This window comes from Streptomyces sp. NL15-2K (assembly GCF_030551255.1).
GTDB lineage: Bacteria > Actinomycetota > Actinomycetes > Streptomycetales > Streptomycetaceae > Streptomyces.
The window spans coordinates 9,079,446-9,105,571 of sequence record NZ_CP130630.1; the positions used below are offsets into that span (position 1 = coordinate 9,079,446).

26 protein-coding genes and 1 pseudogene are annotated in these 26,126 nt (G+C 71.2%); 4 read left to right on the forward strand and 23 right to left on the reverse strand.

The genetic code is table 11. The features are described 5' to 3' along the window. Position 1: 1 nt before the first annotated feature. From cysD to Q4V64_RS40710, 14 genes are all read right to left on the reverse strand, one after another. Positions 2 to 949 (reverse strand): sulfate adenylyltransferase subunit CysD, encoded by a 948-nt coding sequence (gene cysD, locus Q4V64_RS40650; RefSeq protein ID WP_124438402.1) that lies wholly within the window; start codon positions 947 to 949, stop codon positions 2 to 4. After that, positions 946 to 1,515: an adenylyl-sulfate kinase gene (gene cysC / locus Q4V64_RS40655; protein WP_124438401.1), complete on the reverse strand. Its 570-nt coding sequence runs from the start codon at positions 1,513 to 1,515 to the stop codon at positions 946 to 948. Before cysC ends, cysD begins: the two co-directional genes overlap by 4 nt. Next, the gene (locus tag Q4V64_RS40660) at positions 1,512 to 2,222 is read right to left on the reverse strand and encodes a phosphoadenylyl-sulfate reductase (protein ID WP_124438400.1); all 711 of its coding nucleotides are present in this window, start codon (positions 2,220 to 2,222) and stop codon (positions 1,512 to 1,514) included. Before Q4V64_RS40660 ends, cysC begins: the two co-directional genes overlap by 4 nt. Continuing rightward, on the reverse strand, positions 2,219 to 2,407 hold the full coding sequence (locus Q4V64_RS40665; RefSeq protein ID WP_124438399.1) for a hypothetical protein: 189 nt from the start codon (positions 2,405 to 2,407) through the stop codon (positions 2,219 to 2,221). Before Q4V64_RS40665 ends, Q4V64_RS40660 begins: the two co-directional genes overlap by 4 nt. Beyond that, on the reverse strand, positions 2,404 to 4,101 hold the full coding sequence (locus tag Q4V64_RS40670) for a nitrite/sulfite reductase (protein ID WP_124438398.1): 1,698 nt from the start codon (positions 4,099 to 4,101) through the stop codon (positions 2,404 to 2,406). Before Q4V64_RS40670 ends, Q4V64_RS40665 begins: the two co-directional genes overlap by 4 nt. Before the next feature lie 129 nt (positions 4,102 to 4,230). Continuing rightward, positions 4,231 to 4,314 (reverse strand): putative leader peptide, encoded by an 84-nt coding sequence (locus Q4V64_RS55545; RefSeq protein WP_309486338.1) that lies wholly within the window; start codon positions 4,312 to 4,314, stop codon positions 4,231 to 4,233. Between the two features lie 127 nt (positions 4,315 to 4,441). Then, the gene (locus Q4V64_RS40675) at positions 4,442 to 5,014 is read right to left on the reverse strand and encodes a GNAT family N-acetyltransferase (protein ID WP_124438397.1); all 573 of its coding nucleotides are present in this window, start codon (positions 5,012 to 5,014) and stop codon (positions 4,442 to 4,444) included. 17 nt (positions 5,015 to 5,031) lie between these two features. After that, the gene (locus Q4V64_RS40680; protein ID WP_124438396.1) at positions 5,032 to 6,321 is read right to left on the reverse strand and encodes a hypothetical protein; all 1,290 of its coding nucleotides are present in this window, start codon (positions 6,319 to 6,321) and stop codon (positions 5,032 to 5,034) included. A gap of 384 nt (positions 6,322 to 6,705) precedes the next feature. Further along, a complete protein-coding gene (locus Q4V64_RS40685) occupies positions 6,706 to 8,340 on the reverse strand; it encodes an acyl-CoA dehydrogenase family protein (protein WP_124438395.1) in 1,635 nt (544 codons plus the stop codon). A 62-nt stretch (positions 8,341 to 8,402) separates the two neighbouring features. Beyond that, positions 8,403 to 9,377, reverse strand: a complete 975-nt coding sequence (gene sbnA, locus Q4V64_RS40690; protein WP_124438394.1) for a 2,3-diaminopropionate biosynthesis protein SbnA — start codon at positions 9,375 to 9,377, stop codon at positions 8,403 to 8,405. Positions 9,378 to 9,413: 36 nt separating this feature from the next. Next, positions 9,414 to 10,445 (reverse strand): 2,3-diaminopropionate biosynthesis protein SbnB, encoded by a 1,032-nt coding sequence (gene sbnB, locus Q4V64_RS40695; RefSeq protein WP_124438393.1) that lies wholly within the window; start codon positions 10,443 to 10,445, stop codon positions 9,414 to 9,416. Beyond that, positions 10,442 to 11,437 (reverse strand): TauD/TfdA family dioxygenase, encoded by a 996-nt coding sequence (locus Q4V64_RS40700; protein WP_124438392.1) that lies wholly within the window; start codon positions 11,435 to 11,437, stop codon positions 10,442 to 10,444. The genes sbnB and Q4V64_RS40700 overlap by 4 nt, the downstream gene beginning before the upstream one ends. 85 nt (positions 11,438 to 11,522) lie before the next feature. Beyond that, a complete protein-coding gene (locus Q4V64_RS40705; protein ID WP_253266814.1) occupies positions 11,523 to 13,898 on the reverse strand; it encodes a non-ribosomal peptide synthetase in 2,376 nt (791 codons plus the stop codon). Positions 13,899 to 13,928: 30 nt separating this feature from the next. After that, positions 13,929 to 16,358: a Pls/PosA family non-ribosomal peptide synthetase gene (locus Q4V64_RS40710; protein ID WP_124438391.1), complete on the reverse strand. Its 2,430-nt coding sequence runs from the start codon at positions 16,356 to 16,358 to the stop codon at positions 13,929 to 13,931. A gap of 409 nt (positions 16,359 to 16,767) precedes the next feature. Between Q4V64_RS40710 and Q4V64_RS40715 the strand changes: the two genes are divergently transcribed. Then, on the forward strand, positions 16,768 to 17,910 hold the full coding sequence (locus Q4V64_RS40715; RefSeq protein WP_124438390.1) for a YihY/virulence factor BrkB family protein: 1,143 nt from the start codon (positions 16,768 to 16,770) through the stop codon (positions 17,908 to 17,910). A 27-nt stretch (positions 17,911 to 17,937) separates the two neighbouring features. Here Q4V64_RS40715 and Q4V64_RS40720 read toward each other — a convergent pair whose 3' ends face one another. Then, on the reverse strand, positions 17,938 to 18,798 hold the full coding sequence (locus tag Q4V64_RS40720) for an NAD(P)H-binding protein (protein ID WP_253266813.1): 861 nt from the start codon (positions 18,796 to 18,798) through the stop codon (positions 17,938 to 17,940). An 80-nt stretch (positions 18,799 to 18,878) separates the two neighbouring features. Between Q4V64_RS40720 and Q4V64_RS40725 the strand changes: the two genes are divergently transcribed. Both Q4V64_RS40725 and Q4V64_RS40730 read left to right on the forward strand, forming a co-directional pair. Continuing rightward, entirely contained in the window at positions 18,879 to 19,850 is a 972-nt protein-coding gene (locus Q4V64_RS40725) for an AraC family transcriptional regulator (protein WP_124438389.1), read from the forward strand. A 10-nt stretch (positions 19,851 to 19,860) separates the two neighbouring features. After that, positions 19,861 to 20,550, forward strand: a complete 690-nt coding sequence (locus tag Q4V64_RS40730; RefSeq protein ID WP_124438388.1) for a helix-turn-helix domain-containing protein — start codon at positions 19,861 to 19,863, stop codon at positions 20,548 to 20,550. On the opposite strand, the gene Q4V64_RS40735 is transcribed toward Q4V64_RS40730, so the two are convergent. The 6 genes and pseudogenes from Q4V64_RS40735 to Q4V64_RS40760 all read right to left on the reverse strand — a co-directional run bounded on the left by Q4V64_RS40735 (position 20,530) and on the right by Q4V64_RS40760 (position 24,461). Beyond that, the gene (locus Q4V64_RS40735) at positions 20,530 to 20,934 is read right to left on the reverse strand and encodes a VOC family protein (protein WP_172629071.1); all 405 of its coding nucleotides are present in this window, start codon (positions 20,932 to 20,934) and stop codon (positions 20,530 to 20,532) included. The genes Q4V64_RS40730 and Q4V64_RS40735 overlap by 21 nt on opposite strands. 93 nt (positions 20,935 to 21,027) lie before the next feature. After that, a complete protein-coding gene (locus Q4V64_RS40740; protein ID WP_124438386.1) occupies positions 21,028 to 21,660 on the reverse strand; it encodes a VOC family protein in 633 nt (210 codons plus the stop codon). 108 nt (positions 21,661 to 21,768) lie between these two features. Continuing rightward, positions 21,769 to 22,314: a hypothetical protein gene (locus Q4V64_RS40745; RefSeq protein WP_124438385.1), complete on the reverse strand. Its 546-nt coding sequence runs from the start codon at positions 22,312 to 22,314 to the stop codon at positions 21,769 to 21,771. A gap of 70 nt (positions 22,315 to 22,384) precedes the next feature. Then, positions 22,385 to 23,401 carry a DUF5954 family protein gene (locus Q4V64_RS40750; protein ID WP_124438384.1) on the reverse strand — a complete coding sequence of 339 codons (1,017 nt, stop codon included), beginning with the start codon at positions 23,399 to 23,401 and terminating at the stop codon, positions 22,385 to 22,387. 46 nt (positions 23,402 to 23,447) lie between these two features. Continuing rightward, positions 23,448 to 23,639, reverse strand: a complete 192-nt coding sequence (locus Q4V64_RS40755; protein WP_124438383.1) for a DUF397 domain-containing protein — start codon at positions 23,637 to 23,639, stop codon at positions 23,448 to 23,450. After that, positions 23,636 to 24,461 (reverse strand): annotated as a pseudogene (locus tag Q4V64_RS40760) (helix-turn-helix transcriptional regulator). The gene Q4V64_RS40755 and the pseudogene Q4V64_RS40760 overlap by 4 nt, the downstream one beginning before the upstream one ends. Positions 24,462 to 24,546: 85 nt before the next feature. On the opposite strand from Q4V64_RS40760, the gene Q4V64_RS40770 reads away from it, so the two are divergent. Continuing rightward, positions 24,547 to 24,996, forward strand: coding sequence for an ATP-binding protein (locus Q4V64_RS40770; protein WP_124438382.1), 450 nt, complete (start codon positions 24,547 to 24,549; stop codon positions 24,994 to 24,996). Positions 24,997 to 25,026: 30 nt separating this feature from the next. Here the strand turns inward: Q4V64_RS40770 and Q4V64_RS40775 are convergent, their stop codons facing one another. Next, entirely contained in the window at positions 25,027 to 25,524 is a 498-nt protein-coding gene (locus Q4V64_RS40775; protein ID WP_124438381.1) for a VOC family protein, read from the reverse strand. A gap of 25 nt (positions 25,525 to 25,549) precedes the next feature. After that, positions 25,550 to 26,113, reverse strand: coding sequence for a DoxX family protein (locus Q4V64_RS40780; protein ID WP_124438380.1), 564 nt, complete (start codon positions 26,111 to 26,113; stop codon positions 25,550 to 25,552). Between the last annotated feature and the right edge of the window lie 13 nt (positions 26,114 to 26,126).

Genomic DNA, 26,126 nt, shown 5'->3' on the forward strand with positions numbered 1-26,126 from the left:
TTTAGAAGTACCCCTCGCGCTTGCGGTCTTCCATCGCGGCCTCGGAGAGCTTGTCGTCGGCGCGCGTCGCGCCCCGCTCGGTCAGCCGGGAGGCGGCGATCTCCGTGATCACGGCGTCCAGCGTGGTGGCGTCCGAGTCGACGGCACCCGTGCAGGACATGTCACCCACGGTGCGGTAGCGGACGAGGCGCTTCTCGACACTCTCGCCGTCCTTCGGCCCGCCCCACTCACCGGCGGTCAGCCACATGCCGGCCCGCTGGAACACCTCGCGCTCATGGGCGAAGTAGATCTCCGGCAGCTCGATGCCCTCGCGGGCGATGTACTGCCAGACGTCCAGTTCGGTCCAGTTGGACAGCGGGAAGACGCGGACGTGCTCGCCGGGGGCGTGCCGGCCGTTGTACAGGTTCCACAGCTCGGGCCGCTGCCGGCGCGGGTCCCACTGCGAGAACTCGTCCCGGAGGCTGAACACCCGCTCCTTGGCGCGGGCCTTCTCCTCGTCGCGACGGCCACCGCCGAACACCGCGTCGAACTTCTCGCTCTGGATCTTCTCGGTCAGCGGAAGGGTCTGCAGCGGGTTGCGGGTCCCGTCGGGGCGTTCGCGCAGCACACCGCGGTCGATGTAGTCCTGTACGGAGGCCACATGGAGGCGCAGCCCGTGCTTCTCGACCGTGCGGTCTCGGTAGTCGAGGACCTCGGGGAAGTTGTGCCCGGTGTCCACGTGCAGCAGGGAGAAGGGGATCGGGGCGGGGGTGAACGCCTTCAGCGCCAGATGCAGCATGACGATGGAGTCCTTGCCGCCGGAGAAGAGAATCACCGGCCGCTCGAACTCGCCCGCCACCTCGCGGAAGATGTGCACCGCCTCGGACTCCAGCGCGTCCAGGTGCGAGAGGGCGTACGAGGAATCCGTACCTTCATCGCCCCCCGCCACCGTGGCTACGGTCGTCGTCATGCCAGTCCCCTTTCGGTGAGCAGCGAGTGGACCGCCGCGGCGGACTCCTGCACGGTCTGGTGCTGCGACTCGATCCGCAGGTCGGGCGACTCGGGCTCCTCGTACGGGTCGTCGACGCCGGTCAGCCCGGACAGTTCGCCCGCGGCCTGCTTGGCGTACAGACCCTTCACGTCCCGTACGGAGCACACCTCGACCGGAGTCGCCACGTGCACCTCCACGTACGCCGACCCGCTCTCCTGGTGGCGCTTGCGCACGGCTTCGCGGCTGTCCGCGTAGGGCGCGATGACCGGGACGAGCGCCTTGACGCCGTTGCGGGCGAGCAGTTCGGCGACGAAGCCGATGCGCTGCACGTTGGTGTGCCGGTCCTCGCGGCTGAAGCCGAGGCCCGCCGAGATGAACTCGCGGATCTCGTCGCCGTCGAGCACCTCGACGAGGTGGCCCTCCGCACGGAGCCGGCCGGCCAGCTCGTGCGCGATGGTGGTCTTGCCGGCACTCGGCAGACCCGTGAGCCAGATGGTGGCTCCGGTCGTCACGTGTGTCTCCTGACGTGTCTCGGTGATCGTCATCCGTGCAGCCCGCACTCGGTCTTGGACCGGCCCGCCCAGCGGCCGGCGCGCGCGTCCTCGCCCTCCAGGACGCGGCGGGTGCAGGGAGCGCAGCCGACGGAGGCGTAACCGTCCATCAGCAGCGGGTTGGTCAGGACGCCGTGTTCGGCGACGTACGCGTCCACGTCGTCCTGGGTCCAGCGGGCGATCGGGGAGATCTTGACCTTCTGCCGCTTGTCGTCCCAGCCGACGACCGGGGTGTCGGCCCGGGTCGGGGACTCGTCGCGGCGCAGACCGGTCGCCCAGGCCAGGTAGTTCTTCAGCCCCCGCTCCAGAGGCTCCACCTTGCGCATGGCGCAGCACAGGTCGGGGTCGCGGTCGTGCAGCTTGGGGCCGTACTCCGCGTCCTGCTCGGCGACCGTCCGGCGCGGGGTGAGCGTGATGACGTTGACGTCCATCACGGCCTCGACCGCGTCCCGGGTGCCGATGGTTTCCGGGAAGTGGTAGCCGGTGTCGAGGAAGACGACGTCGACGCCCTTCAGCACGCGGGACGCCAGGTGGGCGACGACCGCGTCCTCCATCGAGGAGGTCACGCAGAACTGCTTGCCGAAGGTGTCGACCGCCCACTGGAGGATCTCCAGCGCGGTGGCGTTCTCCAGGTCGCGGCCCGCCTGTTCGGCGAGCGCCTTGAGATCCGCTGTCGTGCGCTCTTCCTGAGTCGTGGTCATATCTGATCTCCCCCTGCCTCGGTGGGTCGAAGTCCGCGGGCGAGCAGCCCGAGGAACTTCAACTGGAATGCGCGGTTGCACGCCGCGCATTCCCACGCGCCGTGGCTGCCTTCCAGGGCTTCGCTCGGACGAAGGTCCTCGTCACCGCAGTAGGGGCAGTAGAAGGGGGCGGCCCGCTCACTCATGACAACGCCTCCTCGGAAGCCCGCGCGGCCCACGTCGCGAACCGCTCGCCGTCCTCGCGCTCGGCCTGGAACCGCTTCAGGACGCGCTCCACGTAGTCGGGCAGTTCCTCCGCCGTGACCTTCAGGCCGCGCACCTTGCGGCCGAAGCCGGCCTCCAGACCGAGCGCGCCGCCCAGGTGCACCTGGTAGCCCTCGACCTGCTCGCCCTGATCGTTGAGGACGAGCTGGCCCTTGAGACCGATGTCCGCCACCTGGATACGCGCGCAGGCGTTCGGGCAGCCGTTGAGGTTGATGGTGATCGGCTCGTCGAAGTCCGGGATACGGCGCTCCAGCTCGTCGATCAGCGAGGCGCCGCGCGCCTTGGTCTCGACGATGGCGAGCTTGCAGTACTCGATGCCGGTGCAGGCCATCGTGCCGCGCCGGAAGGGGGAGGGCTTGGCCGTCAGGTCGAGCGCCTCCAGGGCCTCGACCAGCGACTGGACCTGCGCCTCCTCGACGTCGAGCACGATCATCTTCTGCTCGACGGTGGTGCGGACCCGGCCCGAGCCGTGCGCCTCGGCGAGCTCGGCGATCTTCGTGAGCGTGGCGCCGTCGACGCGGCCGACGCGCGGGGCGAAACCGACGTAGAAGCGGCCGTCGTTCTGCCGGTGCACGCCGACGTGGTCGCGCCAGCGCTCCACGGGCTGGGCGGGGGCGGGGCCGTCGACCAGCTCGCGCTTGAGGTACTCGTCCTGAAGGACCTGGCGGAACTTCTCCGGCCCCCAGTCGGCGACCAGGAACTTCAGGCGGGCGCGGGTGCGCAGCCGCCGGTAGCCGTGGTCGCGGAAGATCGAGATGACGCCCTCGTAGACGTCCGGGACCTCGTCCAGCGGCACCCAGGCGCCGAGCCGGACGCCGATCTTCGGGTTGGTGGACAGGCCGCCGCCGACCCACAGGTCGAAGCCGGGGCCGTGCTCGGGGTGGTTCACGCCGACGAAGGCGACGTCGTTGATCTCGTGCGCCACGTCGAGCAGCGGCGAGCCGGAGATCGCGGACTTGAACTTGCGGGGCAGGTTCGAGAAGTCCTTGTTGCCGATGATGCGGCGCTGGATCTCCTCGATCGCCGGGGTGCCGTCGATGATCTCGTCCGCGGCGATCCCGGCGACGGGCGAGCCGAGGACGACGCGGGGCGTGTCACCGCAGGCCTCGGTGGTGGACAGGCCGACCGCCTCGAGCCGGTTCCAGATCTCGGGCACGTCCTCGATCCGGATCCAGTGGTACTGCACGTTCTGCCGGTCCGTGATGTCGGCGGTCCCGCGCGCGAACTCCTGCGAGATCTCCCCGATCACGCGCAGCTGCCGCGTGGTCAGCCGGCCGCCGTCGATGCGGACCCGCAGCATGAAGTACTCGTCGTCCAGCTCCTCCGGCTCCAGGATCGCGGTCTTGCCGCCGTCGATCCCGGGCTTGCGCTGGGTGTACAGGCCCCACCAGCGCATCCGGCCGCGCAGGTCGTTCGGGTCGATGGAGTCGAAGCCGCGCTTGGAGTAGATCGTCTCAATGCGTGTCCGCACATTGAGACCGTCGTCGTCCTTCTTGAACTGCTCGTTGCCGTTCAGCGGGGTGAAGTGCCCCGCGGCCCACTGGCCTTCACCGCGGTGACGGCTCACCTTGCGGCGGGGAGTCGCGGCGGCAGGCTTCTGCGGGTTGGCGGCCATGGTTGATACGTCCTTCGGGACAGGCGGGAAAGCGGCTCTGACCTGCGCATACGGGCGCATGGGCATAAGGGCGCGTCTTTGCGCGGAATGAGAGGGGAAGTCAGGAATTGTCGGGCGGGGCTGGGGCTGTCAGCTTGCCGGACAGATGGCGCTGGACATGCGGCCGAGGTCGACGTGCCGCCGACTCACCAAGGCAATCCCAGTTCCAGACATGACGGAAGCGTGTCATGGCGATCTGGACACAGTCCAGCTTTGTCCGCGATGCGGACATCCTTGTCCCAAAAAGTGAGACAAGCGTGGTGTCGGTCACACCCGGCGGACCGCACGGTGTCCGCGCAGGTCAGACGGGGTACGCCCCAGGCCAGGGTCCCGGCGCGGTGACCTGCGGTTCCTCCTCGACCTCGGTGTCGAAGAGCTTGAAGCCACGGCGCAGATAGTTGTCCAACGCGTGCTCGCTGTCCAGGCTGCATGTATGCAGCCACACCCGCTTGGTCGGCGTCCGTCCGGGCCAGCGGTCCGCGAGGTCCCAGGCGCGCGCGGCGCCGTACGACAGCAGGTGCCCGCCGATCCGCCGCCCGCGGAAGGCCGGGATCAGCCCGAAGTAGACGATCTCCACGACCCCGTCGTCCTGCGGCTCCAGCTCCGCGTACCCCGCGGGCGTCCCCCGGTCGTGGGCCACCCACGTCTCCACGCCCGGCCGGTCCAGATGCTCCTGCCACCGCGCGTACGTCCAGCCCAGCCGGTCGATCCAGTTGATGTCCCCGCCCACGGACGCGTACAGGAAACGGCTGAACTCGGGCGAGGGCACCTCGGAGCGGACGATCCGCACGTCCCCCTGCGGCACGGCGGCCGGGAGGAGGTCGGTGGGGGCGGTCTGCTCCAGGGACCAGGTGGTCACGGGGATGTTGGCCATGATGGTCAGGGAATCATCTATCCCAGTGATCTGTCGATCGAGCCCAGCGGCAGCGCGAACAGCGTCTGCCCCGACTGGGACCAGACCTCGCCGGTCGCCTCCCAGTAGGACAGGGACTCCGTCCGCGCGCTCCAGCAGCGGTTGGTCTCATCGGTACCGCACTCGGTGGCCCGCCCGCCGTCCCCGTCCGGGCGCCACAGCGTGCCCCGCCCGTCCGGTTCGGCCGCGGCCCGGCTCACGTACCACCGGGAGTCGTACGACAGCACGCCCCCGCTGCCGGCCGCCTTCGTCTCGTACGCCTCCACGGCCTTCGCCTGCCCGGCCGCGTCCGTGGCCAGCAGCCCGCCGCGGTCCGGCTCCGAGCTGAAGGAGTAACGCCACAGGCGGGCGGCCCGGTCGCCGCCCTCGGGCGTCCGCTCGCTCGCGACCAGGCTGTCCGGCGCCGTGCTGCGGTCGAGGGCGATGCTCGCGGGGCGTACGGCGGCACCACCGCCGGTCAGCCGGTACGAGCCGACGGCGGGCAGCACGTACCGGGAGCCGTGCGCCGACCAGCCGCCGCGCACCCGGCCGACGGCGTCGCCGACGACGGTGGCGCGCTGGACGCGGTTCATGTCGTACACGTACAGCGCGTCCCCGTCGCCGTCGTCGGTGGTGACCAGCAGCTTGTCCTGGTACCAGACCATGCCGGTCAGCCGGGAGGCGAGCCCCCGGTAGTCGCGGCCGCCGTCCACCGGCACGACGAGGAGCACCCAGCTGTAGCCGAGGCGGTCCGGGTCGTTAGCGTCGACGAAGGCGACGCGGGCCAGGCCGCGGCCGGTCGTGTCCGTGTCCTGGGTCCAGCCGGAGAGGATCACGCGGTTGGCGCCCCAGACGCCGTCGTCGTCGGCGTCCCCGGAGGTGGTGACCGCGCCGGGCCGCCAGGACCGGGTGTCGGCCGTGTCCCAGCAGTAGGCGCGGGTGGCGGCGGGCTCGACGGGCAGCGCCTCCCGCTCGGCGGTCGTGCAGCCGGACGCGTCGCGCAGGGTGTGGTCGGCGCCGGCGAGGACCGCGCCGACCCCGACGGGTCGGCCCATCGAGGAGGCGAGCCGGTCCAGCGTGCGCCGCGGCACCTGGTGCTCCGTCAGCCGCAGCGCGTCGGTCCCGGCGGACGCGGCGAGGGGCTTGAGTTTCCCGGGGGCGTCCCCGTCCGTGGCCTGGGAGGCGCTGATCATGGTGGCGGCGGCGGTCAGCGCGAGGGCGGTCCCGGCCAGGAACGCGCGCAGCGCTTGGCCCCGCTTGCGCCGACGGTGTCTGCCACGATGTTTCATTGCATCCTCCCGAGGCGGGCCAACTGCGCCTGATGATCCGTACGTTGACCGAGGAGCAGATGGGGTGGCCCGTACAGGGATGCTACGGCAGTCGGGCGCCGTCGGGGACGAAGACCTTGCAATTATGCGGAAGATGCACCCTGAGATCGTTCAAATCGCCTCAACCCACCACGCCACGCCCCGGACGGAGGCATACAGCCGGAGGGACGCAATCCGCCCACAGACCCCGCCAAGTTGCAACCCCCTGCGACCCTGGTGGACCGCCCGGCCGTGTTTGAAACTTGAGCGACGCCGCCGCGCGCGGCGTCCGCGGCTCGAAGGGGCCCAAGGGCGGGGGTGGTGCCGTGTCGGCGCAGCACCACCTCCGCCGCGCGCGTGCGCGGGTCAGGCCACCGGCCGGGCCCGCTCCACCACCGACGCCAGGTCCAGGCTGTGCGGCAGCGTCCCGAAGGCCGCGCCCCCGTCGCCGCCCAGGCGCGCGGCGCAGAACGCGTCGGCGACCTCCGGCGGGGCGTACCGCACGAGCAGCGACCCCTGGAGCACCAGCGCCAGCCGCTCGGCCAGTCGCCGCGCCCGGCCCTCGATGCCCTCCAGGTCGGCGAGTTCGGTCAGCAGGTCCTTGATCGCCCCGTCCAGACGGTGGTCGGCACCGCGGGCCTTTCCGACCTCCTGCAGATAGGCGTTCAAAGCCTGCGGTTCGCGCTGCAACGCGCGCAGCACGTCGAGGGCCTGGACGTTGCCGGCGCCCTCCCAGATCGAGTTCAGCGGCGACTCGCGCACCAGCCGGGGCAGCCCGGACTCCTCGACGTACCCGTTGCCGCCCAGGCACTCCGCGGCCTCGACCGCCACCGGCGCACACCGCTTGGTCACCCAGTACTTCGCGGCCGGTACGGCGATCCGCAGCAGCGCCCGCTCCTGCTCGCCGCCGTCGTCGTAGGCCGCGGCGAGCCGGAGCGCGAGCGTGGTCGCCGCCTCCGACTCCAGGGCCAGATCGGCCAGGACGTTGCGCATCAGCGGCTTGTCGACCAGCTTGCCGCCGAACACCTCGCGGTAGGAGCAGTGGTGGATCGCCTGCGCGACGGCCTGCCGCATCAGCCCGGCCGAACCGAGCACGCAGTCGAGCCGGGTCGCCGCCACCATCTCGATGATGGTGCGCACCCCACGCCCCTCCTCGCCGACCCGGCGGGCCCAGGTCCCGTCGAACTCGACCTCGCTGGAGGCGTTGGACCGGTTGCCCAGCTTGTCCTTCAGCCGCTGGATCATGAAGACGTTGCGGGTGCCGTCCTCCAGCACGCGCGGCACCAGGAAGCAGGTCAGCCCTTCCGGAGCCTGGGCGAGGACCAGGAACCCGTCCGACATGGGTGCCGAGCAGAACCACTTGTGCCCGGTCAGCGCGTACGTCCCGTCCTCGGCGAGCGGCGTGGCGGCCGTCGTGTTGGCGCGTACGTCGCTGCCGCCCTGCTTCTCCGTCATGCCCATCCCGAACAGCGCCCCGGCCTTGAGGCGCGCGGGCCGCAGCTCACGGTCGTAGACCGTGGACGTCAGCCGGGGCTCCCACTCGGCGGCGAGCCCGGGGTCGGCCCGCAGGGCGGGTACCGCCGCGTGGGTCATCGACAGGGGACAGCAGTTGCCCGCGTCGACCTGCGTCCACACCAGGAACCCGGCCGCCCGCCGCACATGCCCGCCGGGCCGCACCCAGGCCGCGGTCAGCCCCGCCGAGACGCCCTTGCCGAGCAGCCGGTGCCAGGAGGGATGGAAGTCGACCTCGTCGATCCGGTGGCCGTACCGGTCGTGCGTGCGCGGTTCCGGCGGATGCTCGTTCGCCTGCGCCCCCCACTCCTGGACCTGCGCGGAGCCCGAGGCCCGGCCGAGCGCCGCGAGCTCGTCGCGCGCCTCGTCGAGCAGCTCCGGATCGAGGTGCCGCTCCACCGCCGCGGTCAGGGCATGGTCGGCGGTGAAGACGTCGTACCCGACCAGCGGCGGAGGCTGATTGGTCACGCTGTGGGTGCTGCCTGCCATGTCTGCGAACCTACCCAACGCGGCGGAGGTCACCACCATGACACGTAAGCCACCCCTGCCGCTCAGGCCAGGCCCGCCAGGGCCGCCGGCGCCTCCGGCTCGGTGAGGTCGGCCGGCCAGCCCTCCCGGTACACCGTGTCGAGGTAGCGATCGCCCAGGTCCGGGGCGATCGCCACCGCCGTGAGGTGCCGTCGGCCGGAGTGCCGGGCCAGCCACTGATCCGCCCCGCTGACCACCGTTCCGGTGGAGCCGCCGAACAGGAAGCCCCGCCCCGCCAGCCGGCGGCACACGCGGAGGGCGTCCGGCTCCTCGACGCGGACCACGTCGTCCACGTACGACTCGTCCAGCAGCGGCGGCGGCACGCTCGTGCCCAGGCCGGGGATCATCCGGCGGCCCGGGGCCCCGCCGAAGCTCACCGAGCCGACGCTGTCGACGGCGACCACCCGCACCCGGCGCCGCCACTGCCAGAACCAGCGGGCGCAGCCCATCAGGGTCCCGGTCGTGCCCGCCCCGACGAACAGGACGTCCAGGTCCGGGAAGCGGCGGGCGATGGCGGGCGCGGTCGTGCGGTAGTGCGCCCGCCAGTTCCCGGCGTTCGTGTACTGGTTGAGCCACACGTACCGCTCGTCGGCGGCGCACAGCGCGCTCACGTAGGCCAGCCGGGCGCCCAGGAACCCCCCGTGCGCGTCCGGCTCGTCGATGACGTGGACGTGGCTGCCGAGCGCCTCCATCAGCCGGATCGTCGGCAGATTGCAGCGCGCGTCGGTCACGCACAGGAACCGGTGCCCCCGGCTCGCCGCGATCACGCTCAGTGCCACGCCCAGATTCCCGGACGAGGACTCGATCAGCACCGAGCCCGGCCGCAGCAGGCCGTCGCGTTCGGCGGCCGCCACCATCTCGGCGGCGGCCTTCAGCTTGACCGACCCGGCGAAGTTGAACCCCTCGCACTTCAGGTACAGCGGCAGCCCCAGCGCGGCCCGCAGGTCGACGTAGAGCTCCTCCTCGTTGAACTGCGCGGGATCGGATATCACGGGCATGGTCTCCCCCTCTTCGTGCGCCACCGTGCTCGCCGGTCAGCCGTACCGGCGCAGCTCGTGGAAGAACCCGTCGACGACGTTCAGCCCGCCCCGCCGGGCCACCTTGTCGTGGACGAACCTGCCGACCGCGAGGTCGAGCACCCCCAGCCCGAAGGGCGAGAACACCACCGTGCGGTCCGCCGGGACGCTCACCCGCCCGGTCAGTACGTCGTTCAGCGTGCCGTCGATGAACGCCCGGCTCCCGGTGAGCCGTTCGACCAGATGCGGCGAGGTCTCGGCCTTCAGACAGTGCTCGACGTCGTCGACGAAGTTGGCGGACGCGAGCAGGATCCTCGGATCGAGGTCGCGCAGCGACACGTGCAGCACCAGCGGGTGGTGCGCGAACCACGACAGTTCGCGGACGTGGGGTGCGGCGGCGATCGTCGCGAAGACCAGCAGGTCGCAGGAGCGGATGAGGGATTCGGCCGTGGAGTGCACGGTGATACGGCCCTTGGCGCCCGACCGTTCCAGATAGCCCCGGAACCCCGCCGCGCTGTCGGCGGCCAGGTCGTACACCCCCGTCTCCTCGAACTCCCAGCCGGTGGCGGTGAGATGGGTGTGGATGTAGCGGGCGATCAGACCGGTTCCGATGAAACCGACCCGCCGCGGCCGGATGCGCCCCGCGCTGAGCCGGTCGGCCGCCAGCGCCGCCGAGGACGCCGTACGGGTGGCGCTGATGACCGAACTCTCCAGACAGGCGTACGGATAGCCGGTGTCGGGGTCGTTGAGGATCAGCACGGCCGACGCCCGCGGCAGCCCCGACCGCGTGTTCTCCGGAAAGCTGGAGATCCACTTCAGGCCGTCCACCCGCAGCGGTCCGCCGAGCGACGCGGGCAGCGCGATGATCCGGGAGGACGGGCGGTCCGGGAAGCGCAGGAAGTACGACGGCGGGTTCACCGAGTCGCCGGCGCCGTGCAGCCGGTACACGGTCTCGACGAGCTCGGCGATCTCTGACTCCCGCCCCTGAAGGGCCTGTTGCACCTGTTCGCCGGAGATCACGGCGAACGGCGGGGCCCCGACGGCGCTCATGCGGCCCTCACCCAGCACTCGGACAGCCGCACCGGGTCGCCCAGCGCCGCCAGCACCTCGCGCGGGCCGTCGAAGGGCTCCCTGCCGTGCGCGGTACGGACGTTGTCGACGAGCAGCAGATCGCCGGAGCGCCACGGTTCGCGCACGGTGTGGGCCTCGTAGACCTCGTTGATCGCGCGGACGACGTCCTCGCCGATCGGATCGCCGTTCCCGAACCGGGTGTTGAAGGGCAGCCCGTCGGGCCCGAACACGTCCAGCAGGTACTCGCGGACCTCGGGTTCCATCGTCCACTCGTTGAGGAAGGCGATCTGGTTGAACCAGCAGCGGCGGCCGCTCGCCGGATGGCGGACCACGGCACCGCGGTGCTGCCGGGTGCGCAGCGAGCCGTCGGGCTGCCAGGCGCAGTCGATGGCATGCGTACGGCAGTACCGTTCGACGGCGTCGCGGTCGTCGGTGCCGAACGCCTCGGCGACCGAGGCCCCGATCTCGTCGTTGTACGTCCGCGTCAGCAGCCAGCCCTCCCGCTCGAACCGCGCGGCCAGTGCGGCCGGCAGCGCGTCGAGCACGGCCGCCGCGTCGGCCAGTCCGGTCGCGCCGCCCGAGGCGGGCGCCTCCAGGCAGGCGAACAGCAGCAGGCCGGGGAACTCCAGCGCGTAACTCAGCTCGTGGTGCTGGCACATCTGCTGGTTCGCCGGCCACTTGGTGGAGGAGTACACGCCGTCCGCGTAACGGCGCCGGGGCGCGAACGGCTCCCGGTCGGGCATCAGGCGGTCGGCCAGCCGCCGGAAGACGGCCCCCGCCGAGGCGGGGTCACTCAGGCCGAGCCCGCGGACCAGGACCGCGCCGTGCCCGGCGACGACGGCCCGCAGCGCGGCACGGTGTCCGGCCACCCAGCCCGCGGGGTCGCCACCGGCATCGGCATGCAGAAGGGGAGGACGGCCCGGGGCCGGATCGAGATCCGGGAGCAGGGTCGGAGACGAGGACGACGACATCTCGGTGTTCCTTTCAGCGGTGCACTCGGCGGTGCGGTCGGCGGTGCACTCGGCGGTGCGGTCGGACTCAGCGGTGCGGTCGGACTCAGCGGTGCGGTCGAGCCGTGTCGAGCAGCCCCGCCAGGTCCGCGAGGACCGGACGGCGGGTGACGTCCTGGAGGGTGATCGCCCGGTCCAGGGCGATCACCAGCTTCACGGCGGCCAGCGAGGTGCCGCCGCGGTCGAAGAAGTGGTCGAGGCGGCCGATCCGGTCCGCGGGGATGCCGAGCACCTCGGCCCAGGCGGCCGCCATCCGCCGCTCGCCCGGCGTGGCGGGCACGTCCTTGCCCGCGTCCAGGGCCTGTGCCGAAAGTGGCGTCGTCCGCCCGAAGGGCGGGCCGGGCGCCCCGCCGCGATGGGGGTCCCCCCGCTCGAGCGAAGCCGAGAGTGGGGGAGGCTGATGACTGCGTTGGTGCGTGCTCTCGGCGTGCCGGGCGGAAGGCCCCGTCGATGGACCGGATGTACTTGGGCTTTCGCCCGGTGCGGCGAGTGGGGGCACCTCCCACGCCCTTAAGGCAGTGGGGGAGCGTGCCGGGCGTCGCTCGGCAGGCGCCACTTTCGGCACAGGCCCTGGCTCCTCGGCGAGCGATGTGAGCGTCCTGCGGTCGGTCTTGCCGTTGGCGGTCAGTGGCAGGGCCTGACGCCAGTGGACGACCGAGGGCACCATGTACGCGGGCAGCGACGCGGCCAGCCGCTCCCGCACCACGTCCGCGCCGACCGGTTCCGGGCCGGCGCAGAACGCCACCAGCTGTGCGCCCCGGACGACGACCACCGCGCCGTCCCGGACGCCGGGGACCCGCAGCAGCGCGTTCTCGATCTCGCCGATCTCGATCCGGAAGCCCCGGATCTTCACCTGGCTGTCCCGCCGCCCGAGGAACTCCAGCTTCCCGTCGGGCAGCCAGCGCCCGTGGTCCCCGCTGCGGTACAGCCGCTCCCCGGGCCGGTACGGGTCCTCGGTGAAGGCCGCCGCGGTCCGCTCGGGATCGTTGACGTACCCACGCCCGACACAGACCCCGGAGAACACGATCTCGCCGGGCGCCCCCAGCGGTACGGGCACCAGTCGCTCGTCGACGACGTACACCCGCACGTTGGCGATCGGCCGCCCGAGCGGCACCCGTTCCCCGTCCGGCACCCGGTGCATCACCTCGTGGTTGGTGTCGTCGCAGGTCTCCGTCAGCCCGTACGCGTTGACGAGTGGGATCGCGGGCCGAGCGGTGAACCAGCGCTGCACCAGCTCCTTCTTCACCGCCTCCCCGGTCACGGACACACAGCGCAGGTCGGGCAGCTCGCGCGGCCGCTGGGCCAACTCGGCCATTACGGCGTCGAGATACGACGGCACGACCTGAAGCACGTTGACCCGGCCCCGCTCCACCGTGTCCACGAACCGGGCCACGTCCAGGACCGTCTCCTGTTCCACCAGCAGGGTCCGCCCGCCGGCCAGCGGCGCCGCCAGCAGCTGCCACAGCGAGATGTCGAAGCACTGCGGCGCGGTCTGCGCGACCACGTCCCCGGCGCCGATCCCGAGGTCGTCGAGCTTGGCGAGCACGTGGTTGAGGAAACCGGCGTGCTCGCACATGGCGCCCTTGGGCTCGCCGGTGGAGCCGGAGGTGAAGTAGATGTAGGCGAGTCGGTCCGCCGGGACGGGGACGCCGAGATTGGTGTCCGGGTGTCCCTCGGCGTAGGCCGCGTCCACGAACAGGGCCGTCCGGTTCGGTGCCGGCGACCGCAGCGCGGCGGCACTGCCGCGCTCGGTCAGGACCAGCTCGCAGCCCGCCCGGTCCAGCGTCGCCGCGATGCGCCCGGCCGGGAAGTGCGGCTCGACCGGCAGATACACGCCGCCCGCCTTGAGCACGGCCAGCACGGCCGCCATCCAGTCCAGGTTCCGTTCCATCACCACGGCGACGACACCCTCGCGACGCAGCCCGCGGGCCAGCAGGGCCCGCCCCAACTGGTTGGCCCGGGCATTGAGTTCGCCGTACGTCCACTGCCGCTCACCCTGTACGGCGGCCACGGCATCCGGATCGGCCGCCGCCCGCCCCTCGAACAACTCATGGACCCGGCGGTCGGGCAGTTCGCGGCGCGGTCCGGCCAACTCGTCGACCTGGAACCGCAGTTCAGCCTCGGACAGCAGACTCCGCCGCTCCGGGTCGGCGAGGGCGGTCAGGTGGTACCCCGCGATGCGGGCGGCGGCCTCGGCGTCCAGGACGTCGGTGCGGTACCGCAGACGCAGGGTGCCGTCCGTGACGTACGCGTCCAGCCCGGTGTCCTCGGCCGGTACGTCCTCGCCGGACAGCGCGGCGAGGACCTTGGTGTGAGCGGCCGCCAGGGCGGCGGGCCCCGCCTCCACACCCTCCGGCAGCGGCACCTTGTACTCCGCCGCACCCGGCACCGGATCAAGCGTCCAGCGCGGAATCGTCTCCATGACTGTGTTCCCCCTTCATGGTTTCCCCCTTCACGCGTGCCGTGGCGCGACCGCCGGATTCCCGCCCCAGTGCGCCCCCGGCGGCATCTCCTCGCCCTTCATCAGGAAGGAGTCGGGGGCGAGGACGGCGCCGTCCCCCATCACGACGCCGTAGTGCACCAGCGCGCCGACCTGGAGCGTGCAGCCGGCGCCGATCGTGATGTGCTCGGACTTGAAGGTGCCGTCCTCCTGGGAGTGGGCCTGCACCTTGGTGTGGGCGGCCAGCGTGCAGTCGTCGCCGATCGCGGTGAGCGTGCGCTCGGTGATGACGCAGCCGTCGTCGAAGACCCGGTGGCCCAGCCGGACGCCCAGCAGCCGCCAGACCACGTTCTTGAACGGCGTCCCGTTGAGCAGGACGAGGTGCCGGTCGGGCACCTTCCACAGCCGCTCGTGCCACCAGAAGGACGGCTCGTAGATCGAGCACAGCTGCGGCCGCAGCGGACGGAAACGGCCGATCAGCCGCTCCACCAGGACGTAGTAGCCGACGGTGAACAGCTGGCCCACGATCAGGGTGGCGCCGATCAGCAGGCCGCCGCCGAGGGTGCCTTCACCGCCGTGGAGATCGACGGCGGCGAAGCCGAGCACGGTGAGCGCGAACCAGTGCAGCCACCGGACGAACAGGAACAGCCCCATCGAGCGCAGGTTGGAGCGGTTCTTCGCGGCCAGGCGGCGGCGCAGCTCGTCGCCCTCGCGGAGGTGGTCGAAGCGGCTGTCGCGCTCCACCGAGCGTGGGATCTCGAAGCAGGGCGAGCCGAGCAGGCCCACGTTCTCGCGGACCTCGCCGTCGAGCGGGACCATCACCTTGGTCGCCAGCAGACAGTTGTCGCCGGTGCGGCCGCCCGCGGGGTAGACGATGTGGTTGCCGAGGAAGTTGCGCGGCCCGATCGTGGCGCGCGAGACGCGGAAGGACGTACCGGAGAAGTCGGCGTTGACGATCGACAGCCCGTCGGCGACCATCGTGCCGCTTCCCACGGTGGCCAGGTACGGCGTCTCGTGCCGCACCTCCGTGCCGAAGTTGGAGCCGGTCTGCTCGACGTGCGAGAGGTCGTAGCCGAGGGCCCGCAGGTAGGGGACGATGTACGAGCTGTCGCCGCACAGCCACTTGAAGAAGCGGATGTTGGTCAGGCGGGCGACGGCGCGCTGCACCGAGTAGTGGAAGCCGTAGAGCGGGTAGACCCGGTCGGGGCGCAGGAACGGTTTCAGCAGGCGCGGGAGCAGGGTCACCGCGGCGAGGCCGAGGACCACGTAGGCCGCGAACACGGCGAGGGACAGAGCGAGAGCCTCGGCGAGGAAGCGGGCCGTGGACATGTCCCGGGAGGCCGTGTCGAGCGCGGGCACGAGCGTGAGCAGCAGGTGGGCGCCCCCGACGGCGAGCGGGACGTACAGCAGGAGCGTCTGGAGCAGGGCGGCCAGGGCGTAGGCGGCCCTGCGGGCGGTCGAGCAGGGCGCCGGAGGGACCCGGACGTAGTCGACGTGGGTGGGCTGGGCGGGGGAGCCGTGCCATCGCTGCCCGGCCGGGACCGCGCGGCCGCCGTACAGGGCGGAGGAGTGGCCGAGCTGGGCGCCGTCGCCCATCGAGGTGCCGATGTCGAGGACGGTCTGCTCGCCGACGTGGACCCCGCTGCCGAGGGTGACGGGGCCGGTGCGGATCCGGCCGGCCAGCGCCTGGTAGCAGAGGAAGTGGCAGTCCTTGCGGATCAACGTGCCGGCGCCGACGGTCAGCAGGTCGGTGCAGACCGGCACCGAGCGGGAGAGGATCGTGACGCCCGCGCCGATCCGCGCGCCGAGCGCCCGCAGGTACAGCACGTACAGCGGGTTGCCGACGAACAGGATCATCGGGCTGGCGTGCAGCAGCGCCTTGACGGTCCAGAAACGGACGTAGGCCAGGCTCCAGACCGGGAATTCCGTCCGCCTCCAGCGGCCGACGAGCACCCATTTCGCCACCACCGGCAGCATGCAGGCGCCGACGAACAACGCGCCGCCGAAGACCACGGAGCGCGAGTAGACCCCGGCCGCACCGTCGCCGCCGGACACCCATGCGTACCCCCGGGCAATGGCCGTCCCGGCGAGGAGGCAGTAGGCCGCGAAGACGGCGAACTGCAGGGTCCCGCACAGGACATGACGTGCCGTGCTGCCCGGCTCGGGGCGCTGTGCCGTGACCGCCGGCGTGGCACCGGCCGGCGTCTCGGCGAGCGCCGCCGCCAGCAGGCGGATCGTCGGATGGCCGTAGACGTCCTTCATGGACACCGACGGCAGATCGGGGCGTTTTCTGACCCGGGCGCAGAAATGGGCCATGACGAGCGAGTTGGCGCCGAGGTCGTCGAAGAAGTGGCTGTCGACCGGTATGTGTTCCCGGCGTACGACACCGGCCAGCACCTCGGCGAGAACGCTTTCGGTGCCGGCGCCGTGTTGTCCCCCCACGGGCGCTCCTTGATGGTGTTCCTGATGCGTCGAACATGAAATGAGAGAAAAGAAACAAGAGGAGAATGTGATGCCCGCGAGAAAGGAGTGGAGGTGCTATGTATACGGCTCAAATTCTTTCGGCACGTTCATGAACGGTTCAAGGGTGTTTCGGTCATTGACGCTTTTACGACGGCGCACGCCGAACCGATCATCTCGACGCATGGTTCCGCTTTCCGTGCGACCGGGGAGCTCACCGAAATACCGGTGTAATGCGCTGGCGCCGGTTCCGTTTTCCGCTGCCGAACATTTCGGCCAACGCGGACATGACAGAAAAATGGTTCGATTTACACTCGAGCGAGTGGACGCATTCACGAGGAACGGGCACCGGGAGATGAGCGCGGCCAGGCACGACGGCTACCGTTGGGTCGTGCAGCCAGCAAGTGAATCCCCTCAGCCGTCCGTCGGCCGCCTCCATCGGGCGCGTGCCCTCTACCGGAACGTCTCGAAGCGCAGGACCGCCTGGCTGCTGCTCAAGGACACCGTCAACTCGTGCATCGAGTACCGCATTCTGGGCCTCGCGGCCGAGGCCGCGTTCTTCACCCTGCTGTCCGTGCCGCCGCTGCTGCTCAGCATGATCGGGCTGCTCGGCTACGTCGACGACTGGACCGGCGCCGACACCATCGCGAGCCTGGAGACCAACATCCTGGAGGCCTCGCGCACGGTCCTGTCCGACAAGGGCGTGACGCAGATCGCCGAGCCGATCCTGCACGACGCCATGAAGGGCGGCCGGCCCGACGTCATCTCCATCGGCTTCCTGTTCGCCCTGTGGTCCGGCTCCCGCGCGGTGAACGTCTTCATAGACACCATCACCGTGATGTACGGCCTCGACGGCGTCCGGGGCATCGTGAAGACCCGCCTGATGGCCTTCCTGCTCTTCATCGTGGCGCTGCTGATCGGCTCGATCGTGCTGCCGCTGATGGTGGCGGGGCCGGACGCGGTCGTGGACATCGTGCCGTGGTCGACGACCGTCGTACAGGTGCTCTACTGGCCCGTCGTCATCGTGCTGTCCATCGTCTTCCTGACGACGCTGTACCACGTGTCCGTGCCTGTGCGCTCCCCGTGGATCGAGGACGTGCCCGGCGCGCTGGTCGCCCTCGGCATGTGGGTGCTCGGCAGCTTCCTGCTGCGCATCTACCTCACCAGCACCGTCGAGGGCCCCACCATCTACGGCTCCCTCGCCGCCCCCGTCGCCGTACTGCTGTGGATCGGCGTGTCCGCCTTCGCCGTCCTCGTCGGGGCCGCCGTCAACGCCGCCATCGACCGGGTCTGGCCGGCCGCCGCCACGGCCGCGGCCCGCGACGCCAACGAACGCCTGCGCGAGGCACAGGTCGCCGAGTACGTCGCCCGAGCGGCCGCGGCACGGGAGGCCGACCCCGACGACCCGGACATGCCGTCGGAGTTCCCGGAGCGGTGGTCGCGGTTTTTGCCGCCGGAGGATGTGACGTCGCGACTACGCCCTCCGGCGAAGAACGGAACCAAGCAAGGGGACAATTCAGCGCCGGGTGAGTAAATGTCCCTCAGGGGCGAGCGCTTCCCGCTACCCCTCCCACGTCCCCTCCGCCGCGGCCTCCCGCGCGAAGTCGGTGAAGTCCCGTGCCTCACGCCCAAGCACCTGACGCACAGCGTCGGTGACATGCGCGTTACGCCCATCCAGCGTGCTCTCGAACACCTCCACCAACGCCTCCACCTCCTCCGCCGGCACCCCGAACTCGGCCAGCGTCTCCCCATACGCCCGCACCGGAACCGGCGTATAGACAAACTTCCTGCCGACCGCCTCCGAGATCTCCCCGACCGCCTCCCGCCAGGTCAGCGACCGCGCCCCCGTGACCTCCAGCGTCCGCCCCACATACCGGTCCCCGGACCTCAGCACCGCCACCACGACATCCGCGATGTCCCGCACATCGACGAACGGCTCCCGCACCTCACCGCCCGGGAACACCAGCTCCCCCTGCCGCAGCCCCTCCACCAGCGGACCCTCGCTGAAGTTCTGCATGAACCACGAGGCCCGTACGACCGTCCAGTCCGCGCCCGACGACTTCAGCGCCTCCTCGGCCGGCACCGCGAGCTCCGCGCCGCGCGCCGACAGCAGCACCAGCCGTCGTACCCCGAGCCCGACCGCCTCCCGGGCGAGGGCCCCGACCGCCTCGGCGGCCGCGGGGGCGCCGACGTCGGACGGGTACACGAGGTACGCCGCGTCGGCGCCCCGCAGGGTCTGCGCCCACGTCGTCGGGTCCTGCCAGTCGAAGCCCCGGGCGCGGGACGCGGGCCGCACCGTGAGTCCCGCCGCCGCGGCGGCCCGGGCCACGCGACCGCCCGTACGCCCCGAGGCGCCGGTCACCACCACCGTCATGTCCTGAGTGTTCGCCGTGTCCACCGTGATCTGCGTGTTTTCCGTCATGCCTCCAGTCAACGGCGGCCCGCCCCAACAGCCCATCGCTGAACGGCTCATTCCCATACGCGCGCGTCTACGCTGGCATCATGGACGCTCCCCCACGCTCGAATGCGCTCACGCGGGGGGACCCCCTTGCAGGCCTCCTGGAGGGCCCTCGCGCACGAGGCGCCTTCATGATCCGCGCGTGTTTCGAGCCGCCGTGGGCCGTGCGCGTGGAGGACCGGGCTCCGCTGACGGTCATGCTCCTGGTCCGCGGCGACGCCTGGATCGTCCCGGACACGGGGGAGCGGGTCCGGCTGCGGGCCGGCGACCTCGCCATCGCGCGCGGCCCGGCCCCGTACACCTGCGCCGACGACCCGGACACGGCCCCGCAGGCGCTGATCCTGCCGGGCGGCGTCTGCAGCTACCCCGACGGCCGGGACCTGAACGGCTCCATGGACCTCGGTGTCCGCACCTGGGGCGACCGGCTGGACGGCTCCACGGTGGTGCTGATCGGTACGTACCAGATGGAGGGCGAGATCAACGGCCGGCTGCTGGACGCGCTGCCGCCGCTGCTCACCCTCACCAGCGACGTGTGGCAGTGCCCGCTCACCCCGCTCCTGACGGAGGAGATCGTGCGGGACGAGCCGGGCCAGGAGGTCGTCCTGGACCGGCTGCTCGACCTGCTGGTCATCGCCGCGCTCAGGGCCTGGTTCTCCCGCCCCGAGGCGGAACCGCCCGCCTGGTACGCGGCGCTCGCGGACCCGGTGGTCGGCCGCGTGCTGCGCCTGGTGCAGGACGATCCCGCCCACCCCTGGACGGTGGCCTCGCTCGCCACCAAGGCCGGGGTGTCCCGGGCCGCGCTGGCCCGCCGCTTCACGGACCTCGTGGGCGAGCCCCCGATGACGTACCTCACCGGCTGGCGCCTCGCCCTCGCCGCGGACCGGCTGCGCGACACGGACGACACCCTGGACGCGATCGCCCGCCAGGTGGGGTACGGCAGTGCGTTCGCCCTGTCCAGCGCGTTCAAGCGGGTGTACGGGGTGAGCCCGCAGGAGCATCGGACGCGGGCGGCGTAGCCTGGCGTACGTGTACGCGGAGAGGCCTTCCCGACTGGCGGGCGCGGTCGTGTGGACGAACACCCCGTCCGGTGCCGGCCCGGGACGCGTCCTGCCCGACGGCTGCATGGACCTGCTGTGGAATGAGGGACGGCTGCTCGTCGCCGGGCCCGACACGCGCGCGTACGTCACCCAGGGCGACCCGAGCAGCTGGGCGGGCGTCCGTTTCCACCCGGGCACCGCACCCGCGCTGCTGGGCGTGCCCGCGCACGAACTGCGCGACCGGCGGGTGGACTTGGCCGACCTGCGCCCGGCCCCGGAGGTGCGGCGCCTCACCGCGCGGGTGAACGCGGCCGCCGACCCGGCGGGCGGGCTCGAAGAGGTGGCGCTGCGGTGGGTCTCCGGCGCCGAACCCCTCGACCCGCTGCTGCGGCACCTCGTGGCCGCCCTCGACGCGGGCCGTCCCGTCGCCGCGACCGCCGACGAACTCGGCCTGGGTGCCCGTCAGTTGCACCGCCGCTCACTGGCCGCCTTCGGCTACGGCCCCAAGACGCTGGCCCGGGTCCTGCGACTGCAGCGCGCCCTCGCCCTGGCCCGCGCCGGGGTGCCCTTCGCGGACACGGCGGCGCGGACCGGGTTCGCCGACCAGGCCCATCTGGCCCGGGACGTACGGGAGTTGGCGGGCCTGCCGTTGCGCGAGCTACTGGCCCGCACCGGGTAGCGGCGCGAACAGGTCGACGCCGTTGCCGTCCGGGTCGAGCAGGCTCGCGTACCGCTGTCCCCAGTCGGCGTCCCACGGCTTGAGCTCGCCGTGGTACCCGGCGCCCACCATCTCCTCGTACACGGAGTCGACCTCGGACGGGCTCTCGCACAGCAGAGCCAGCGCGGTGCGCCCGCCCCCGGTCGGCGGCTGCCACTGAGGCATGAACGAGCGGACGATCTCCTCGCTGTCGAGCATCAGCCGCAGCCCGCCCGGCAGTTCGGCCTCGGCGTGCGGCTGCTCCTCGGCGCCCTCGGGGAAGGCGAATCCGAGGCGGCGGTAGAAGGTGACGGAGGCGGCCATGTCGGAGGCCACCATGCCGATCGCATCGAATCGTGGAGTCATGCGGCCACCGTAGGCAGGGGCGCGCGGACCCGTCTTGAAGAAAACGGACGTCTCCCGCCGCTCACCCGAACGTCCGCTCATCCGAACGTCCGCTCACCCGAACTTCACGGGCCCGTTCGGTGAGTCCACCGTGAAGGAGATCCCGACCGGCCCGGTGGTGAGGGTGAGCGAGGTGCCGACGGCGGACAGCAGGGGACGGATCTCGTCCGGGTCGGGGGCGCTCGCGGACACCGCCAGCAGGGGAGTGGCCGGCAAGCCCGACGCGGTCGGATGGGCTGAGGCACTCCAGTCGATGAGGAACGGCACCAGGCCCGAGGGATGCGCCATGTCCCCGTCGGTCAGGCGCCACCGCAGGAGGGTGCCGTCCGGTCTGCGGCGGCTCATCGGGTGCACGTGGCCGGGGTCGTAGCCCTGCGCCCGGGCCGCTGCGACCGCCGCGTCCAGATCGGGCGGACTGATCGCCCACGTCACCGTCCGGGGCCCGGAGAGAGCGTCGACGTCGAAGGGACGCGGCTGCCCGGGCGCGGTCTGCTCCGGATCGGGCCCGATGATCTCCAGGTAACTGCTGCCCCCCAGGGACACCAGATGATTCCGGGTGCCCAGACCGACGTGCACACCGCCGGGAGCGGGCGTCACACCGGTGCGCCGGGCGAAGTCGGCGACCGTCGCCGCCAGATCGGGGGTCGCGAGGACGAGGTGGTCCAGCAGCGCGGGGATGGCATTCATGGCGGCCGAGGCTACGCGCTACGCGCTGAGGGTGTACACGCACCGGTATGGATCGGGGTCGCGGGGGACCTGCAGCACATCCCCGCGACCTCGATCTGTTGCGATGTTTCAGTGAACGACGACGCCGCTGCTGTCCACCCTGTTGACCGCCGCGCACGACGGACAGCGCACCGCCGTGACGTTCTGGTAGCGCACGCCGTCGTACCACTCGTGGGAACACTTCCCGCACTGGACCGTGACGACGAAGTTGTCGCCCCGCCCTCGGGCGGCCCCGATGACCCCGGTCGTGTTCGCGACGGAGACGAGCCGGCCTGGACATTCCGCGCGCGTGATGTCCAGTTGCCACGGCAACAGCTGTTCCAGGTACAGGCCGTCGATGTCCTTGCCCCAGTTGCCCTGGGGCGTCTCGACGACGTAGTAGAAGAGCTCCTGCGTGACCTCGTGTTCCTCCAGCAGGTACCGCTTGGCCTTCTCGGTGTCGTTGCCTCGGAAGACGATGTACTGCGCGTTCCCCTTTCTGAGGCTGCTGTAGCCGGGTTCCAGACCCGCCGCCGCGGCCCTCTCCTGGGCCGCGTCGGCCTCTTCCCTGTTCGCGTAGACCAGCATCGGTCCCGTTGTGTCGTCGCTGGTCCGACGCCGCTTGAACCAACCCATCCGTCCACCTTCGAGCGTGCCCGACAAGGCCGTGATCGTACGGCCGTGCCCGTGGGAGGGGTCCCGACCTTCACTCGTAGGTGATGGTGCCGTCCTCGTCCATCGACGGATGGATCTTCATGGGCCCGTACTCGTCCCCGTCCGAGGGACGCGGCGTCTCCGGTCCGTCCGGTCCCGTACGCAGCAGGCGGCCGACGCGGCAGATCCGGAAGGCGCGTCCCTCGAAGCGGAAGTCGTCGGCGCGTTCGAGCGCCCGGTACTCCTCGGCCGCCTTCGCGTACCGGGCCTTCTTCTCGTCGTCGAACTGGTACAGCAGGGCCCACACCTCGGACAGGCCGCTGTAGAGCAGGCGCCGGGCGTCGTGCGGGGTGGACATGAGGACGCCGCGTGGCTGCCAGCCGTGTCCGTCGCGCTCGCCCACGCCGAATCCGGTGGGCAGCAGGACGATGTCGGGATGGGTCGCGACCGCCCGCTTGGAGTCCGCGCGGACGTCGGAGGGGAAGCGGAAGCCCGTGTACGCGAAGTCCCGCAGCCCCAGTTTCAGCGCGCCCGCCGCCGGGCCGTCCACGCGGTCCGGGTCGAGCACGAAATCGACGTCGGGCGACGGAGTGTCACGCGCCTGCCGGTCCCACGATCGCTCCACCGGCTCCGCATCGGTGGGCCGGGGCGGCTCCAGCCCGTCGTCCCCGACCCGGGCGAACTCGTCCCCGCGCACGATCCGGTAGCGCACCCCGCACGCCTCGACCTCGTTCACCGGCTCCCGCTCCAGCACCGCCACGGCCGCCAGCAGTTCCCGCCGTACGGCCGGGTCGTCGGTGTCGTCCTTCGCGGTGAACCACAGATACGAGTTCAGCCCGTCCCGGGCCATCTGCGGCATCCCGTCCACCACGGGCTTCACCAGCCGCCACTGCGGCCCGACCGCCGGATCCTGCCGGGCGACCCCGAACACCGGCCCGCGCAGAGCGAGGTGGGGGTAACGCCGGGTGGCCTCCAACGCGTCGGCCTCCCGCACCCACGCGGCGGGGTCGTCGCGCTGGATCAACTCCTCGTGCAGCGCCTGGATCTGTTGCTGCCAGTCATCACTCATGCACGCATTGTTGCGGGGTGCGTGCGCCGACGAGGGCCGAACCGACTCAACAACCGGGGTTGTTGGGTAGCTTCAGGAAGGCGGTCCAGGTGGCCGGGGTGACGGTGAGGTGCGGTGCGGTGGGGGTTTTGGAGTCGCGGATGTGGATGGTGGTGGGCTGGAGGGCGACCTCGACGCAGGCGCCGCCCTCGCCGCTGCTGTAGCTGGACTTGAACCATTCAAGTGCGGTGCCGCTCATTGCTCTCCCAGAAGACGGTCCAACAAGTCCCTCGTGTCCTCGGTGTTGAGGGCCTGCGTCCGCAGCATCGCATATTTCTGGGTCAGGATCCCCACCTCGTCAGGATCGGCGATCAAGGTGCTGCCGCGCTGGGTCTCGCTGTACGCCAGCCGCTGGTGTTCCGGGGTTTCCAGCAGGATGAACGGCCCTTCGAGCCCAGCGTGAGAGGTGCGGCCCAGTGGCAGGATCTGAAGCGCGAGACCGGGCAGTTCGGTGTACTCCCGAAGGTGCCGCAGCTGCTCGACGTACACGTCCTTCCCGCCCAGGTGGTCTCGCAGAGCTGCCTCCCAGACCACGAAGCTCATCATCGGGGGCACCTTGCGGTGCAGGATCTCCCGGCGCTCGACACGTGCCGCCACGAACTGCTCGATCTCGTCCTCGTCGAAGACCGGCACACGATTACGGAAGACCGCCCGTGCGTACCTCTCCGTCTGGAGCAGACCGGGGACCAGCAGGCTCTCGTACCACGAGATCGCGATCGCTTCCCGTTCCCGATCCAGGTACTCCTCCGCCCACAGCGGAATGAGATCCACCTCCGGCATCCTGCTCAACGCGGTCGCCAACGCCCCCTTCGTCCCGAGGAGTTCGTCCAGCTGCTCCGACGAGATCCAACTTGAGCGGCCGTCTGCCCTGCTCGATGGAGGCGATCTGCTGCTCGCCCACCACGAACTGCTCACCCAGTGACTTCTGTGTATATCCGGCGGCCTCCCGGAAGAGGGCGAGCAGTGCGCCCACCATCTTCATCGCCGAGGCGTTCCTCCGTGATCGTCGAGTCGTGCTCATGCGGTCCAACTCCCCACCCGCGCGCGTACGTTCACCGTCGCGCACCCGTACAGACCAGCTGTACGGGTGCGCACACTGTCACATCATGGCCACGGAGTGTGACTCTCGCCACGTGAACATCGAAACTCAACCCCCGTCCCCACGCGAGCGCTTCTACCGTCGCGAGCGTCAGTCCGTCCCGGCCGCCCGCGCGTTCACGCGCGACGCCCTCGCCGACTGGGGCGCGTGGGAACGGGCGTACGACATCGTGCTGTGCGTCAGTGAACTCGCGACCAACGCCCTCGTGCACGGCGTTCCGCCGGGCCGCGGCTTCCTGCTGCGGCTGCTGCCGATGCCGTACGACGCCGGGGTCCGCGTCGAGGTGCACGACAGTGGCGGTGGCGTACCGGCCGTACCGCTGTCGCAGCAGGTGCGGGAACCGGACGAGGGTGGACGCGGGCTCTTGTTGGTGTCGGAGCTGGCGGACAAGTGGGGGGTGGGGGAGCGGGCCCCGGGGAAGATCGTGTGGTGCGAGTTCAGCGCCGGTTGCCGGTGAAGGGCGCCGGACGTGCCCCTGCACGTGACTCTACGTGGCGGAGCCCGCCGCGGCCCCCGTCCTGAGGTCGGCGCCCCAGCGCTCGACCTCGGCGGCGAGGTCGAGCGGTCGGGGCGCCATGTCCTCGGTGGTCGGCCATCCCTCGCGCGGCACCCGCCACAAAACCTCGAACTCGTTGCCGTCGGGGTCCTTGGCGTAGAGGGACTTCGACATCCGGTGGTCGGACGCGCCGACCAGCGCCCCGTGCTCGGTGAGCCGTCGCGCCGTCTCGGCGAGCTCGCCGAGCGTGCCGACCTCCCAGGCGAGGTGGTAGAGCCCCACCCCGCCCCGCTGCGGTCCCGGCGCCTGCGCGCCGAGCGCGAAGAGTCCCAGATCGTGGTCGTTGTCGCTGTCCGGGGCCCGCAGGAAGGCGGCCCGGCCGGGCATCAGGTGGGCTGTTTCAAAACCGAGTACGTCGGTGTAGAAGCCGACGGCACGGTCGACGTCCCGGATGTAGAGAACCGCGTGGTTGAGTCGACGTACGGACATGATGGGCTTCCCGTCACCTGTTGTGCTAGTTGCGGACGAGCAGGACGACACTGGCCGTCAGGCCACCGAGTACCACCGCGGCGACTCCGTACGCGAGCCGGTGGGCGCGCAGGACGGGCAGGAAGCGGTCGGCGGCGATGCGGCCGGGCCCGGTCAGCGCCAGCCCGGCGGCGGCGGCCGCCACGAGGACGTCGAGCTCCACGCCTCCGTCCTGGTCCATCATGAAGAAGCCGCCGCCCCAGTTCACGGCCATCGCGTTGAGCATCGTGCCGAAAACGGCGGCGCCGGCCAGCGGGGTGAGCAGGCCGAGGGCGAGGCCCAGCCCGCCCAGGGTCTCGGAGAGCCCGGCGACGAGCGCCATGGTCTTGCCGGACGGGTAGCCGCTCAGCTCGAAGAACTGGCCCGTGCCTTCGAGGCCGCCGCCCCCGAACCAGCCGAACAGCTTCTGCGTGCCGTGTCCGACCAGGAGGAAGCCCAGCGCGAGGCGCAGGATCAGCAGTCCCGCGTCGTAGGCGTGCAGGGGGGCGTGCTTCGCGGCGGTGGGGGAGAGGCCGGCGGTGGATGGGCGGGTGTCGAGTGTGGGGGTCACCGGGGCGGAACCT